We start from the raw sequence: 13,059 nt of genomic DNA on the forward strand, positions 1-13,059 counted from the left end.
CCCGTCAGCCCGACACGCCCGAGCCGCCGCGGCGCTAGGCCGCCACGCGGATGAGCTCGGCGCCGCTCAGGTCGTAATCGTCCAAGCACACGCTCTGGCGCGCCGGCTCGTCGTAGGTGCACCAGTAATAGGTCTTGGTGGCCGCCGAGTAGCCGTCGGAGAACATCGTGTACTCGAAGCGACCGTCGGCCATCTGCGCGCCGCCCTTGCACATGGACGCGCCCTCAAGCGTGCGGAACAGGCGCGTCACATTGGCGACCTCCCCCTCTTCTGCGGGATAATGCGCATTCAGGAAGGCGGCCCGCACGAAGCGGCTGGCCGGATCGTAGCCGCCCGGGAACCCGATCATGCCCGCGCCGCTGCCGAACGCGCGCAGGGTGTCGCGCGTCCACGCAACCGGCTCGGGATGCGCGGTCTCGATGTGCATATAGTTACGCACATTCTCGGTATGCCAGGGGAAGGGCGGCTGGTTGGTAAGCACGTCCAGCCCGTCGTCGTACACGTGCATGCCGTCGGCTTGGCATTCGATGACGATGGACTCCTTCCCATCGCCTACCAGCCAGTGCAGCTGGGCCACGCCATAGCCCTCGCTGGGCGCCTTGGCCACGATGACAACGTCCTTAAGCGCCTTGCGCACCTCGGCCACCGTGGAGAAGCTCGCCGCCACCCACAGAGGGAACTCGTAGGCCGCCACGTTCACCGCTCCCTTTTCGGGAGCTTCGGCGAACTGGGCGTAGCCAGGGAAGTTAAGGCCGGCGATGGCGAGTCCCGCCTCGTTGGCGCAATCGAAGTAGCACGGCACGCCGCCCACGACGATGCCCATGCCCACGCAGGCATGCTCGGGACTCAGCGAACCAAGGAACTGCGTGGGGATAGACGCCCCTCGCGGGGTGATGACCACGCCCTCGCCGTAGCTCTCGCACCAATCGAGGTTGCGGCCGAAATACAAGTTGCCGGCTGCATCGGCAAAACGAACGCCCGTGCACATAATGATCTCCTAACGACGAAATGGGAGCGACCCAACCGATCGCTCCCATTCATGGTAGGCCCCGATGACCGACGTTCGCCGATGCGGGCCGTCTCCGTTGTCGTTTCGACAGCGCCTTGTCGCCGTTACTTTTTCTTCTTAAGGAAACTCAGCGAATCGGAGATCTCGTCGAAGGTGCTCTTCAGCTCGGCGGCCACCTGAACGCCGTCCTTGTAGATGGCGTTCACGTCCCTGGTGGCGGCGGCCACGCCCTCGCGGCTGATGCCGAGGTCGAACTCATCGCCGTCCGAGGTGCGCTCCACGCGCACGCCGTCGCCGTCGTTGTCCTCGGCGACGTAGTAGTACTCCTGCTCGTTGCCGTCCTCGTCGAGCAAGATGAAGCCGATCTCGTTGTCGTGCTCGTCGACGATCACCGCATAGACATCGCCGTCCTCGATCTCCATCTCGATGACTTCGCTCTCCTCTTCGGGCTCCTCCTCGATGTGATAGCCCTCCGAGTGCAGGATGTCGGCGTCCTCCTCGGCCTGGATGGCCTCGGGCACCTCGTCGGGATCCCAGCCGTCGTAGTCGGCCTCGTTGTCGGTCATGAAGCTGTCGTAGGCGTGCTCCAAGTCGCTTTCGGCGGCATCCTCCTCATCGGCGTCGAAGAGGGCGTCCTCGTCGTCCTCGGCGTCTTCCAGCTCTGTTTCCTGGTCGGTCCACTCGGCATCGGTCTCGCCGACCTCTTCCATGCTCTCAAGCTCTTCGTCAAGACCCATTGCCAGACTCCTAACCTCGTGATGTACGTGCGCGGGCGACCTCGCCCGCCGAACCTATGATGCCACGACTTCCCGCGCCGTGGCCCTCCCGCGCCGTTTCGTTGACCGAGCGTGAACGTGCCAAGGCGCGACGCCGGTCGTGCAGCCCGCAGACACCGAGCGAAGGCGGTGGCGCAACCGAACGCCGGCGCGCGGCGCAGCCCCGCAGACCCCGGCCTAGCGAACGCGCTCCTTCAGCGCGCGGTCGATCTCGCGCTTGGTGTCGCGCTCCTTCATGGAGGCGCGCTTGTCGTAGAGCTTCTTGCCCCGGGCCAGCGCCAGCTCCACCTTCACCCGGCCGTCCTCGTTGAAGTACATCTTCAAGGGCACGATGGCCAGGCCCTTCTCGGCCACCTTCGCGTCCAGGTAGCGAATCTGCTTCTTGTGCAGCAGGAGCTTCCGGCGCCGGTCGGGGTCGGGGTTGAAGATGCTGCCATTGGAGTACGGCGAGATGTGCACGTTGTTGAGCCACACCTCGCCGTTCCGAATGAGGGCGAAGCAATCGGTGAGCTGGCAGTTGTTCTCCCGCAGCGAGCGCACCTCGGTGCCCGTCAGCTCGATGCCGGCCTCGTAGGTCTCCAAGATCTCGTAGTCGTGGAAGGCCCGGCGGTTCTTCGCGATGGTCTTCTCCTCGCGCTTCGGCACGGCCCTCACGCCTCCTCGGGTGCGGCGGAAGCGTCGGACGCATCGGCATCGGCATCGGCATCGGCGCCGGCGGCCTTCCCTTCCGCATTCTCGGTCACCGCGCCGCCCAGCCCCGGCACGAAGCTCGTGTCGGGGGCGAGGTCTTGTGCGAAGCGGGTGATGAGGCGCACCGTGGCCTCCAAATCGCGCAGGCAGATGACCTCGGTGGGAGTATGCATGTAGCGCAGCGGCACGGAGATGAGGCCTGTGGGAATGCCCCCGCGCGTCACCTGAATGGCCCGAGCGTCGGTACCGGTGACCGACGGCTCGGCCTCCAGCTGGTACGGAATGCCCTCCGCCTCGGCAGCGGCCACGAGGCGCTCGAACACCACGGGGTTGATGTTCGGCCCCCGCGCGATAACCGGGCCCGCCCCGCAGACGATCTTTCCGTACTTCGTTTTGTCGATGCCCGGGTAGTCCGTGGCATGGGTGACGTCGAAGGCGAGCGCCACGTCCGGATTCACGGCATGGGCGCTTGTCATGGCGCCGCGGGTGCCGATCTCCTCCTGAGTGGTGGCTACGGCGATGAAGTCGCCCGGGGCGCGGCCGGCGCGGGCCAGCTTCTCCATGACGCGACAGGCGATCCACACGCCGCACTTGTCATCGAAGCACTTCGAGACGGCCATGTCGTCGCCGAACCGCTCGAATCCGACGCCGAACGTGATGGGGTCGCCCACCCGCACAAGCTTCTTCACGCGCTTGGGCTTCATGCCCAAATCGATAACGAGGGAGGAGAGCGGCGTCACCGTCTTGCGCTCGTCCGGCTCGATGAGGTGGATGGGCTTGCGGCCCACGATGCCGCGGAGGGTGCCGGAAGCGGTGTGCACGTCGACCCGCATGCCGGGCAGGATGGCCGCGTCCACGCCGCCCAAAGAGGCCACGGAGAGGAAGCCCTCGTCGGAGATGTAGGTGACCATGAGGCCGATCTCGTCCATATGGGCCGCCAGCATGAGCGAGGGCGCACCGGCGTCGCGGCCCTCGAGTACCGCGCGCACCGAGCCCATGGTGTCGGTGGCCACTTCGTCGGCCACATCGGCGAGCCTCTCGCGCACGAGAGACGCCGCCGGTTCCTCGAAGCCCGTCGGCGAGGGAGTCTCCACCAGCTGCTTCAGAAATTTCAGGTGCTTCTTCTTCATATCACCAATATCCTTTCGAATGCTTGCGCTTGCGCTCGGGCTTGGGAGGGCGGAAGTCCAGCGCCAGCTGGCCGTCGGTGGTCTTCTCCCGCTTCTCGGCGGGAGCGGCGCCGGCGCGCTCCACCTTCTCGATGGTCCACGACACCGCGCTCGCGCCGAACAGCTCTAGCATCTTCATGCGCGCGTCGTGGGCGTTGGCCTTGGTGCCGGCCCGCGCGTCGCTCTCGAACTCGAACAGCCCGCGCTCCCTCTCGTAGGAACCCTTCGGCGACTGATAATGGGCGATGTACGTTGCCATAAACTCGCGCGCTTCCTTTCTCAAACGTTCCCGAGCCATGATAGCAGAGCGCACGAACTTCGTGGATGGCCCGGACGCCAGATTCTGCCAGGTAAATGCCACTTCGACCCCGAAATGTGCGCCCCATTTTCCACGTCTTGTACATTTCTATCTTCAACTGGCACTTTTCTGCCATTTCAGCCCCGAAATGTACAAACCGTCTCTTGTCCATCAACCATTTCTAGGCCAAAGTGGCATTTCGAAGGCAGAATCGGAAAAACATCTGGAGACGACCGGCCACCAGCCTGGGCACCGTTGGATACCAAACAGTATCTTCAGTGTCCAAAAAAGAGAAAAGGCCAGAGGCTATAAACCTCTGACCTGGTAAAACATGGAGCCGGTGACAGGAATCGAACCCGCAACCCACTGATTACAAATCAGTTGCTCTACCGTTGAGCCACACCGGCGACGAGCGCGTGAACGGCCGACCCTCCCCATCGATGCCGTTCCGCGTCGGCCCATTGTACGACAACGCTCCGATTTAGGGAAGTTGCAACCGCAGATTCCCTACTCCTTGGCGCCCCACTGCTCGTAGTAGGCGTCGATGGCGGCCGCGATATCGTCGTCGATCACGATGCGCCCGGCCACCTCGTGGTTGTGCAGGCACTCCTTCACCTCGGCCATGGACACGATGGAAGCCACCGGGAAGCCGTACTTCGCCTCGATCTCCTTCTGGGCCGTGGTGACGCCGCCCTTCCCCACCTCCATGCGGTTGAGCGACACGATGAGCCCGCGCACATCCACATCGGCAGCGGCCTTCAAGATGGGGTAGGTCTCGTCGATGGACTTGCCCGAAGTGGTGACGTCCTCCACCATGATGACCTTGTCGCCGTCGTGAAGCTCCGCGCCGAGCAGGTTGCCCGCGTCGGCCCCGTGGTCCTTCACTTCCTTGCGGTTGCAGCAGTACTTTACCTCCTTGCCGTACAGCTCCTGAAGCGCCATGGCCGTCACCACCGCCAAGGGGATGCCCTTGTAGGCTGGCCCGAACACCACATCGAAGTCCAGCCCGAAATTGTCGTTGATGGCCTGGGCGTAGTACAGACCCAGCCGATGCAGCTGCTCGCCGGTCACATAGGCGCCCGCATTCATGAAGAACGGCGACTTGCGCCCGCTCTTCAGCGTGAAATCGCCGAACTTCAGCACGTCGCTCTGAACCATGAACTCGATGAACTCGCGCTTGTAAGCCTCCATAGCCGCCCTTTCATCCGTGAGGAGTTCCCTCATGTTTCCTATGGGCACCATGATACCCGATTTCCTCGTCGGTTTCCCCGAATCGATCAAAGTGCGGCTCCAGCACGGTTGGCGCGGGGAACGAACCGGGACATTCCCGCGTCATTTCTGCGGTTCGGATCGCGTAGCATGGCACGATCCAAACCCCCGGTGAAAGGACGGCCTAGATGTCGAGAAACCTTCTGTTCAGCGAGTACCCCATGTTTGACAGGATCATGGAGGAGCGCCCCGATCTGTGCCGCCGAGTGCTGGAGACGGCCCTCGGTGTGCCCGTGGACGAGGTACGCAACGTCGTCGCCGAGCGCACCCTGCAGCCCCGCGTCGGCTCCCACGGAGTGCGCCTCGACGCCTGGGTTCGCACCTCGGACGCGCTCTACGACGTGGAGATGCAGACCTACTCCCGCGAGGGCCTGGGTCGACGCATGCGCTACTACCAGAGCGCCATGGACACTGCGATGCTGCGCCCGGGAGCCACCTACGACAGTTTGCCCGAGAGCTTTATCGTTTTCATCTGCCTACACGACGAGTTCAAGGAGGGGCTCCCCGTCTACACCTTCGACATGATATGCGATGAGAGCGGATCCGTGGTACTCGGGCACGGCTTCAGATGGGTCGTGCTCAACGCCTCCGCTTGGGAGATGTTGCCAGACGGGCCGCTTCGTGGTTTACTTCGGTACGTCGCCACCGAGGAGGTCGGAGGCGACGGCCTTACCGCCGACCTCGCGGCCGCCGTGGAGGCCGCCAACGAAGACGCTCCATGGAGAGAGGAGTCTCTTGTCATGCTGACGCTGGAAGAGGATATGCGCGCCCAAGGCCGCCTCCTGCAGAAGAAGGGTCGTGAGGAGGGGCTTGCCGAGGGCAGAGCCGAGGGTAGGGCCGCTGGACGGGCGGAAGGAGCCGACCAACTTGGAAAGCTGATAGCTCAGCTTATGGATGCCGGCCGCTTCGAGGACGCCCGCCGTGCGGCGACCGATGCGGAATACCGTGAGGGGTTGCTCGAGGAGCTTGACTCGTAGAAGCAGGAGCAATCGCGAACCGACGACAACGAAGTCTCCCCCTTCGCAAGCCCCCTCGCCGCCACACTCCTCTCCCGACCCCAGAAGACATACGCCGCAAGCAAACCGGCGATGTTCCGCCCATTGACACGCGAACATCTATTCGGGTAGTATAGCGTACATTCATTCGGGCGAACAAGTGTGCTCGTTTGGTGTTAGCGGCGGGAAGATGTCTGGCGGTTGGAAGGGGTTGCGCGGTGAACGTCATCGAGAAGCTGGAGATTCTGGCCGATGCGGCGAAGTACGACGTGGCTTGCACCTCCTCCGGGGTTCAGCGCGCGGGCAAGGCCGGACAGCTGGGCGCGGCCACCCAGGCGGGATGCTGCCATTCGTTCACGCCGGACGGGCGCTGCGTCACGCTGCTCAAGGTGCTCATGACCAACGTCTGCGTCTACGATTGCTGCTACTGCGTGAACCGCGCGAGCAACGCCGAGGCACCCCGAGCCGCATTTACGCCTCGCGAGTTGGCCGACCTCACCATCGGCTTCTACCGCCGCAACTACATCGAGGGGCTGTTCCTCTCCTCCGGTGTCGCCGGATGCCCCGACCGCACCACCGAGCTCATGATCGAGGCCCTGCGCATCCTGCGGGAGGAGTACGGCTTTCGCGGCTACATCCACACCAAGGCCATCCCCGGCACCTCGGTGGAGCTCATCGACGAGCTGGGGCACCTGTCCGACCGTCTCTCGGTGAATCTGGAGCTGCCGAGCCGGCAGAGCCTGGGGCTTTTGGCCCCCAACAAGTCGCGTGCGTCCATCCTGGCCCCCATGCGGCATATCTGCGACTCCATCGCCGACGATGCGGAATCGCGCTCGCTGGCGAAGAAGCGCACTACGGTATACCTGACGAAGAAGAACGCCCGGAAGGCACGGGCCTTCGCGCCGGCGGGCCAGTCCACCCAGATGATCGTCGGAGCCACCCCGGAAAGCGACTACCAGATCCTGAACCTGTCGGCGGCCCTGTACACCCACCTGTCGCTGAAGCGCGTGTTCTTCAGCGCCTACCTCCCCGTCGTGTCCGACCCGCTCCTGCCCGCCACCGACGCCGTGCAGCTGAACCGCGAGCACCGCCTCTACCAGGCCGACTGGCTCTTGCGCTTCTACGGCTTCAACGTGAGCGAGATCATCGACGAGGAGAACCCCTTCCTCGCCCCCGATGTCGATCCGAAGGCGAACTGGGCTCTGAACCACCTGGACTTCTTTCCCGTGGAGGTGAACAGCGCGCCTTTGGAGGCCCTTCTGCGCGTGCCCGGCATCGGCGTGCGCGGGGCGAAGCTCATCTGTCGGGCACGACGGCAGTCCACCCTCGGCGAGGCGGAGCTGAGAAAGCTCGGCATCGCCTACAAGCGGGCCCGCTACTTCATCACCATGAACGGCGCCTGGGGCGGATCGGGAGTCGATTTCTCACGCGAGGCCCTGCACGCGCGGCTTTCGGCCCCTATCGACGGCGGTCGCCATGGGCGCCGCGCCGACCGCGCCCCAGCTGGCCAGATGAGCCTCTTCGAAACCGTGGAGGCACCGCCCGTACTGCCCGAGGCGAGCCCCGATGCGGCAACCGCCCGCGAGGTCGCCTTCGCCGCCCAGCGCCGGGCCCTTGAGGCGGCCGGGACGGCGACCGGGCGGCAAGCGGCCGCAACCGAGCCGGCATCGGTCGCAGAGCGCTCGATCGCCGACGGCCGCAAAACGCTCGACAGCCCGCTGCTCTCGGTGGCCTAGGTGGGCGCCATGAAGCATATCCCGAACGCATACGCGGAGGGCGCCCCTGCGACGCCCTCCCCTCCTCCCGACATCTACGACGAGGTGGCCTACGCCTACGACGGCTCCCTGGAAGGGCTGCTCTCGGCCGTCTTCGCCGCCTACGAGCGCCACGAGCGTCCCACCGATGTCGCGCCGGAAGAGCGCCTGCAGCCCCGTCTCGGCCAGCGCGTGGCGCTCATCCCCACCGACCAGGACCGGGCCCTGCGCGTCATGAGCACCCTGCGCCGCCAGTGCGGCCGCGCGGCAGCCCTGGCGGTGACCCGCGCCGCTTGCTCGGACGAGCCGGATGCGGGCACGGCGGTCTACCGCTTCGTGCGCTATGCCATCGACGAGCAGAAGCATCGCGCATGCGAGCACTGCCGCAAGCGCGCCTCCTGCGCAGGCCGCGGCGGCATGGGGCCGTGCCCCAAGCAGCGGGGTCGCGCCTTCTCGGACATCACCCACCCGGCAGTAGAGCGGCTCTTCCGCATTTCGCGCTCGGTCGGTCAGGAATGCGAGCATATGCGCCAGTTCGTGCGCTTCCAGCACCTCGCCGGCGAAGGAGCCGATGTGTGGTTCGCCCGCGTGAACCCGAAGGCGTCGGTGGTGCCGCTCATCATGGATCATTTCGTGGAACGGCTCGGCGTGCAGCCCTTCATCATCTACGACGAGGTGCACCATCTCGCCGGCGTCTACGACGGCGGCGACTGGCAGCTGGTGAACACCGAGGGCGCCGGCGACTTGGAACGGGCGCTGCCCGACCGCACCGCCGACGAGGCCCTCATGAGCGAGGCCTGGCGCACCTTCTACAAAAGCGTCTCCATCGACGCCCGTTACCACCCGGAGCTGCGCCGTCAATTCATGCCCAAGCGCTTCTGGAAGAACCTCACCGAGCTGCAGGAAAGTCCTGCCGCCCTGCGCACCGCGCTACGCTGAGCGCGGGTGAGCCGCGGCCGCGCAAACATCCCCGCCGGTGCGACGACAGCCCTACAAGCTGAATACCAGCTCGCTGGTTGGGGCGGTCAGCTTGCCGGGCACGGGACGCTCGCACTCGTAGGCAATCCCCACCGCCGGCCCCACGTGCACGCCGATGACCGGACTGACGGGCAGCACCTCCACCGCGTGTCCCACCACCGGCTCGATAGCCTCGCGCGCCCATTTGATGGCGGGGGCCGCTGATCCGATGTAGTGCACCACCACGCGCGCCAGGCCGCACGCATCGATATCCTCCTTGAAGATATCGACCATGCGCGCCAGCGTCTTCTTCCACGTGCGCACTTTCGCCAACGTAGCCGTCTCCCAATCGGCCACCGTGAGCACGGGGGAGATTTGCAGCAGACCGCCGAGCAACGCCGACGCACCTCCAATGCGACCGCCCGCCTTCAAAAAAGCAAGGCTCTCCGGCGCGAAGATGAACCGCGACGAGGCGACCGAATCAATCGCCGCCTGCGCGCACCGCGTCAGATCGCCGCCCGCATCGCGCGCATCGCATGCATCGAGCACCGCGAACATCTCGTCGCCGCAGTTCGACGTCGAGTCGATCAGTGTGCAGCGGAACTGCTTGTAGCGCTCCTTGCAGGCCCGAGCGCTGCGCACCGCCCCCTCGAACGCTCCGGACATCTTCGACGAGATGAAAACCCCGAGCACCTCATCGGCCGCCTGCGCCGCCTTTTCGAAAATCGTCTCCATCGCATGCTGCGAGGGCTGGCTCGACGTAGGCGGATTGTCGATCATGTCGGCGATATCCTCGTAGAACGCATCGACGTCCATGTCGGCCTCGCGGTACTCACGACCATCCCGATTCACGAACAGCGAGACGACTTCGATATCGCGCGCCCGCACCACCTCGGCGGGGATAGAGGCGACCGAATCGGTGACGATCTTGACCACGACTTCTCCTTTCAGCGAGGCACCCGAAGGCATCCGCGCCGCACGCGACGGCGTATCGCGACGCTGCGGCCGCGATGGGGCATTTTTGCTATCGTACACCATGTGCACGGTCGAAAACGCGCGCAGAGGAGAAGTTCATGCGACCGTTGAGCCAAAAGTCGGCTAATACTTCCGCATGCCGCTGGCAGCTAGGCGCTACACGCCCGCGAAATCGAAAGCCGGGATGAAGCTCTCCTCGGCGGCTCCCCCTTCTTGCCAGAAGTAGTCCTCCACTCCCAACGCGTCAGCGAAATCCAGCAGCTCCTCGTACTCGGAATCGGGCACGGCGCGCCCCAGCTCGGGGCTCGCGACCAGAGCCGCGGCGGCCCGCGCATCACCCGCATCAGCGGCCCGGGCGATCACCGGCGTGTACTGGTTCATGAGCGACAGGCGAATATCGCCTCCAAAGCGTTCGTGGAGAAGCCTCACCACGGCCTTGGAGTTCTCCAGGGCCCCGGGCAGCATGAGGTGGCGAACGATCACGCCGGAGACGAGGCGCTCCTGGCCGCGGAACTCGTCATAGCATGGCGCACCCGTCGCCTCGACCATCGACTTCAGGGCCGCAAGGGCCACCTCGGGATAGTCGGCGGCACGGGAGTAGCGCGCCGCCAGCTCGCCGTCGGCGTACTTGAAATCAGTGAGGTAGGCGTCCACGAAACCGCCGTTGCCGCGCACCGCCTCAACGGTCTCGTAACCGCCCGTGTTCCACAGCACCGGCAGCGCCATGCCCTGTTCGCGCGCCAAGGCAACCGCCTCGCGGATCTGCGGCGCGAAGTGCGTCGGCGTCACGCAGTTGATGTTCAGGGCGCCGGCGTCCTCAAGCTCGCCCATGATGGCGGCCAGGCGCTCGACGCTGATCGCCCGGGCGTGCTCGCCCAGGGCGATGGAGGCGTTCTGGCAGTAGACGCAGCGCAGAGGACAGCCGGAGAAGAAGATGGTGCCGCTGCCGTCCTCGCCGGAGATCGGCGGCTCCTCCCAGAAGTGCAGCGCCGCCCGGGCCACGAGCACCTCGCCCGCAGCTCCGCAAACCCCGCGCTCCCCCGCCGCCCGATCAACGCCACACCTCCGGGGGCACAGCTCGCACGACAACGGCAACGCGTAGAGGGGATGCGGGATGCCTTGACCGAGCGAGTTCCGCAGCGAACGGAAATGCCCTGTGGGCATTTCCGCCGAGCGAGGACTGTCTGAGCGAATCAAGGTATCGCGCAGCTCTGACCCTGGCGAGTCACAGCTAATTGGAGCTGTAATCGAAGTCGTCGTTGTACGGGGCGAAGTCGTCATAGTCGTCGTAGTCGTGATCCTCGCGGAAGTGGTCGTGGCCGCAGCCGTCCTCGTCGTCGTAGGCGCTCCAGTCCTCGTCCTCCTCGGAGGCAGGGTGCCCATAGGCCTGCTCGGCGCGCGTCCAATCGAGCCCGGCCCGGGCCCCGGCCGCCTCGTCCTGGTACACCAGCGACAGCGCCGCCGGCGCCATATCGGCGCCCCCGATGACCACCAGAAGCTCCAGCAGGTGCATGGTCGCCTCCACGCCGGGCAAAATCACCTCGGCGTCGTCGGCGGCCATGAGCGCCGCGGACAGCTCGGCCAGAAGCATCTCGGCCGTGTAGTCGCCGGTGTAGCGCTGCTGGCGCACGGCCTGCACCACGGGATCGGCGGAGACGGGGCTGAACAGCGGAATCTGGTCGGCGTCCAGCGCCCCCACCGAGCGAGCCGAGGCATCGTCCAAGGCCACGGCCTCGATGGCGCTCACCAGATCGGCGGCCAAGGGCAGCGTGTGGGTGTTGCGCAGAAGCTGCGCGCGGCCCGGTGCCCCCACTTCCACCACTTCCCCGAAGATGGCGTCCAGAAGCCGGCGAACCTCATCGGTCAGCTCGGCTTCGGTGGCCACCGGCCCCAGAAGGTTCTCGCGGGCGAAGGCATCGGCGGCCACCAGCGAGCGCACCGTCGCCGGCGCCTCTACCATGACCAGGTCGTTCACCGTCGCCACGGCGTTGATCTCACGGGCGAAGTTCGGCGTGGCGGCCGACAAGTCCACCAGCGTGGATCCCGGGGCCGCCGTCGTGACGAGCCCCTCGTCGCCGAAGTACAAGTCCTCCAGCGCCGATCCGGAGGTGGCGAACGTCACCACGATGTCCGCCGAGGCGACATCGGACACTCGGGAGAAGCCGGCGTCGGCCAGGCGCCCCTCCACGGCCCCGATGAACGACGGGGCTCCCACGTAGGCGTACGACTTCGCCATTACTTGTCTCCCTTCACCTTGCGGGCGATGCGATCGGCCACGGACAGGTTCTCGCGCTTGTCATGGCCCCAGAACACCACGGCCAGCATATCGGTGCCCACATGAGACCCGATGACCGGCCCGATGTTGCACACCAGACACAAAAGCCCGGGCGCCTCCTTTTCCAGGGCCTCCTTCAAACGCGCGGCATCTTTGGGGCAGTCGGCGTGGCCCACAATGGCGACATGGGCCTGACCGGCGTCGTCGACGTTCTTCTTGTAGTACTCCGCCAGCTGCCTGATGCCCTTCTTGCGCCCCCGGGCCACGCCGACCAACGACAGCGTCCCGTCCTCGGCAATGACGAGCAGCGGCTTCACATCCAGGGCGGCACCGGCCACGGCAACCGAGGCGGGAATGCGGCCGCCGCGGCGCAAGGCCTCCAGGTCGTCCACCATGAACTCCTCGTTCACGAAGCAGCGGGCCTCCTCGGCCCAAGCGGCCAGCTCGGCGGCCGACATGCCCTTCTCGTGCTGCACCAGCGCCTCGTAGACGAGCAGCCCCTCGGCCACGCTGGCCAAATGGGTGTCCACGATGTGCAGCTCGAAGTCCGGGTGCTCGGCGAGAACCTGGTCGCGCACGACGCAGGCGGCGTCGAAAGAGGCGGACAGCCCGCTGGAGAACGCCAGGTACACCGCCGGCGTCCCCTCCTCGGCCGCCGCCGTGAACGTGTCGGTGAGCGTCTGCAGCGTCACCTGGGCCGTCGAGGGCTCGGCGCCCTTGCGCATGGCCCCGTAGAAGGCCTCGGCCGACACGGACTCGAACAGGTCATCCTCGAAGGTGCCCCCGTCGACGGTGTAGGGGAACTTCATGAGCGTGACGCCTGGGCGCCGCACCACCGAGGCGGGCAGATCGCAGCAGGAATCGATGATCAGGTGGCATTTCGCCATAGAGC

General features: G+C 65.7%; 13 protein-coding genes and 1 tRNA gene. 3 read left to right on the plus strand and 11 right to left on the minus strand.

Going from position 1 to position 13,059, the window contains the following annotated elements:
* Window positions 1-34: 34 nt before the first annotated feature.
* From bsh to pyrE, 7 genes are all read right to left on the minus strand, one after another.
* The gene (gene bsh / locus ACW4QM_RS08115; protein WP_161127794.1) at window positions 35-988 is read right to left on the minus strand and encodes a choloylglycine hydrolase; all 954 of its coding nucleotides are present in this window, start codon (window positions 986-988) and stop codon (window positions 35-37) included.
* A 125-nt stretch (window positions 989-1,113) separates the two neighbouring features.
* Window positions 1,114-1,746, minus strand: coding sequence for a hypothetical protein (locus ACW4QM_RS08120; RefSeq protein WP_114540611.1), 633 nt, complete (start codon window positions 1,744-1,746; stop codon window positions 1,114-1,116).
* Between the two features lie 216 nt (window positions 1,747-1,962).
* Window positions 1,963-2,430, minus strand: a complete 468-nt coding sequence (gene smpB, locus ACW4QM_RS08125; RefSeq protein ID WP_022740208.1) for an SsrA-binding protein SmpB — start codon at window positions 2,428-2,430, stop codon at window positions 1,963-1,965.
* A 5-nt stretch (window positions 2,431-2,435) separates the two neighbouring features.
* Window positions 2,436-3,605 carry a M42 family metallopeptidase gene (locus ACW4QM_RS08130; RefSeq protein WP_161127795.1) on the minus strand — a complete coding sequence of 390 codons (1,170 nt, stop codon included), beginning with the start codon at window positions 3,603-3,605 and terminating at the stop codon, window positions 2,436-2,438.
* A 1-nt stretch (window position 3,606) separates the two neighbouring features.
* Entirely contained in the window at window positions 3,607-3,903 is a 297-nt protein-coding gene (locus tag ACW4QM_RS08135; protein ID WP_022740210.1) for a hypothetical protein, read from the minus strand.
* 371 nt (window positions 3,904-4,274) lie between these two features.
* Window positions 4,275-4,349, minus strand: a tRNA-Thr gene (locus ACW4QM_RS08140).
* 100 nt (window positions 4,350-4,449) lie between these two features.
* Window positions 4,450-5,133, minus strand: coding sequence for an orotate phosphoribosyltransferase (gene pyrE, locus ACW4QM_RS08145; RefSeq protein ID WP_161127796.1), 684 nt, complete (start codon window positions 5,131-5,133; stop codon window positions 4,450-4,452).
* Window positions 5,134-5,339: 206 nt separating this feature from the next.
* On the opposite strand from pyrE, the gene ACW4QM_RS08150 reads away from it, so the two are divergent.
* The 3 genes from ACW4QM_RS08150 to ACW4QM_RS08160 all read left to right on the plus strand — a co-directional run bounded on the left by ACW4QM_RS08150 (window position 5,340) and on the right by ACW4QM_RS08160 (window position 8,899).
* Window positions 5,340-6,188, plus strand: a complete 849-nt coding sequence (locus ACW4QM_RS08150; protein ID WP_114548716.1) for an Rpn family recombination-promoting nuclease/putative transposase — start codon at window positions 5,340-5,342, stop codon at window positions 6,186-6,188.
* Window positions 6,189-6,424: 236 nt separating this feature from the next.
* Window positions 6,425-7,942, plus strand: coding sequence for a putative DNA modification/repair radical SAM protein (locus ACW4QM_RS08155; protein ID WP_161127797.1), 1,518 nt, complete (start codon window positions 6,425-6,427; stop codon window positions 7,940-7,942).
* A 9-nt stretch (window positions 7,943-7,951) separates the two neighbouring features.
* Window positions 7,952-8,899 carry a TIGR03915 family putative DNA repair protein gene (locus tag ACW4QM_RS08160; protein WP_117285253.1) on the plus strand — a complete coding sequence of 316 codons (948 nt, stop codon included), beginning with the start codon at window positions 7,952-7,954 and terminating at the stop codon, window positions 8,897-8,899.
* Between the two features lie 51 nt (window positions 8,900-8,950).
* Here the strand turns inward: ACW4QM_RS08160 and ACW4QM_RS08165 are convergent, their stop codons facing one another.
* The 4 genes from ACW4QM_RS08165 to ACW4QM_RS08180 form a co-directional block, all read right to left on the minus strand.
* Window positions 8,951-9,853 carry a DegV family protein gene (locus ACW4QM_RS08165; RefSeq protein ID WP_161127798.1) on the minus strand — a complete coding sequence of 301 codons (903 nt, stop codon included), beginning with the start codon at window positions 9,851-9,853 and terminating at the stop codon, window positions 8,951-8,953.
* 195 nt (window positions 9,854-10,048) lie between these two features.
* On the minus strand, window positions 10,049-10,981 hold the full coding sequence (locus tag ACW4QM_RS08170) for a radical SAM protein (protein ID WP_237418850.1): 933 nt from the start codon (window positions 10,979-10,981) through the stop codon (window positions 10,049-10,051).
* A gap of 142 nt (window positions 10,982-11,123) precedes the next feature.
* Entirely contained in the window at window positions 11,124-12,128 is a 1,005-nt protein-coding gene (locus ACW4QM_RS08175) for an NAD(P)-binding domain-containing protein (protein WP_161127800.1), read from the minus strand.
* Window positions 12,128-13,054 carry a DegV family protein gene (locus ACW4QM_RS08180; RefSeq protein WP_161127801.1) on the minus strand — a complete coding sequence of 309 codons (927 nt, stop codon included), beginning with the start codon at window positions 13,052-13,054 and terminating at the stop codon, window positions 12,128-12,130. The genes ACW4QM_RS08175 and ACW4QM_RS08180 overlap by 1 nt, the downstream gene beginning before the upstream one ends.
* Window positions 13,055-13,059 lie beyond the last annotated feature (5 nt).

It is taken from the genome of Adlercreutzia sp. CNCM I-6207 (assembly GCF_977072305.1).

What these genes read in the sequence shown, in the direction of transcription:
- ACW4QM_RS08180 (WP_161127801.1), bottom strand. Translation starts at nt 13,054, where the DNA reads ATGGCGAAATGCCACCTGATCATCGATTCCTGCTGCGATCTGCCCGCC.
- pyrE (WP_161127796.1), bottom strand. Translation starts at nt 5,133, where the DNA reads ATGGAGGCTTACAAGCGCGAGTTCATCGAGTTCATGGTTCAGAGCGAC.
- bsh (WP_161127794.1), bottom strand. Translation starts at nt 988, where the DNA reads ATGTGCACGGGCGTTCGTTTTGCCGATGCAGCCGGCAACTTGTATTTC.
- ACW4QM_RS08135 (WP_022740210.1), bottom strand. Translation starts at nt 3,903, where the DNA reads ATGGCAACGTACATCGCCCATTATCAGTCGCCGAAGGGTTCCTACGAG.
- ACW4QM_RS08160 (WP_117285253.1), top strand. Translation starts at nt 7,952, where the DNA reads ATGAAGCATATCCCGAACGCATACGCGGAGGGCGCCCCTGCGACGCCC.
- ACW4QM_RS08130 (WP_161127795.1), bottom strand. Translation starts at nt 3,605, where the DNA reads ATGAAGAAGAAGCACCTGAAATTTCTGAAGCAGCTGGTGGAGACTCCC.
- ACW4QM_RS08120 (WP_114540611.1), bottom strand. Translation starts at nt 1,746, where the DNA reads ATGGGTCTTGACGAAGAGCTTGAGAGCATGGAAGAGGTCGGCGAGACC.
- ACW4QM_RS08150 (WP_114548716.1), top strand. Translation starts at nt 5,340, where the DNA reads ATGTCGAGAAACCTTCTGTTCAGCGAGTACCCCATGTTTGACAGGATC.
- ACW4QM_RS08175 (WP_161127800.1), bottom strand. Translation starts at nt 12,128, where the DNA reads ATGGCGAAGTCGTACGCCTACGTGGGAGCCCCGTCGTTCATCGGGGCC.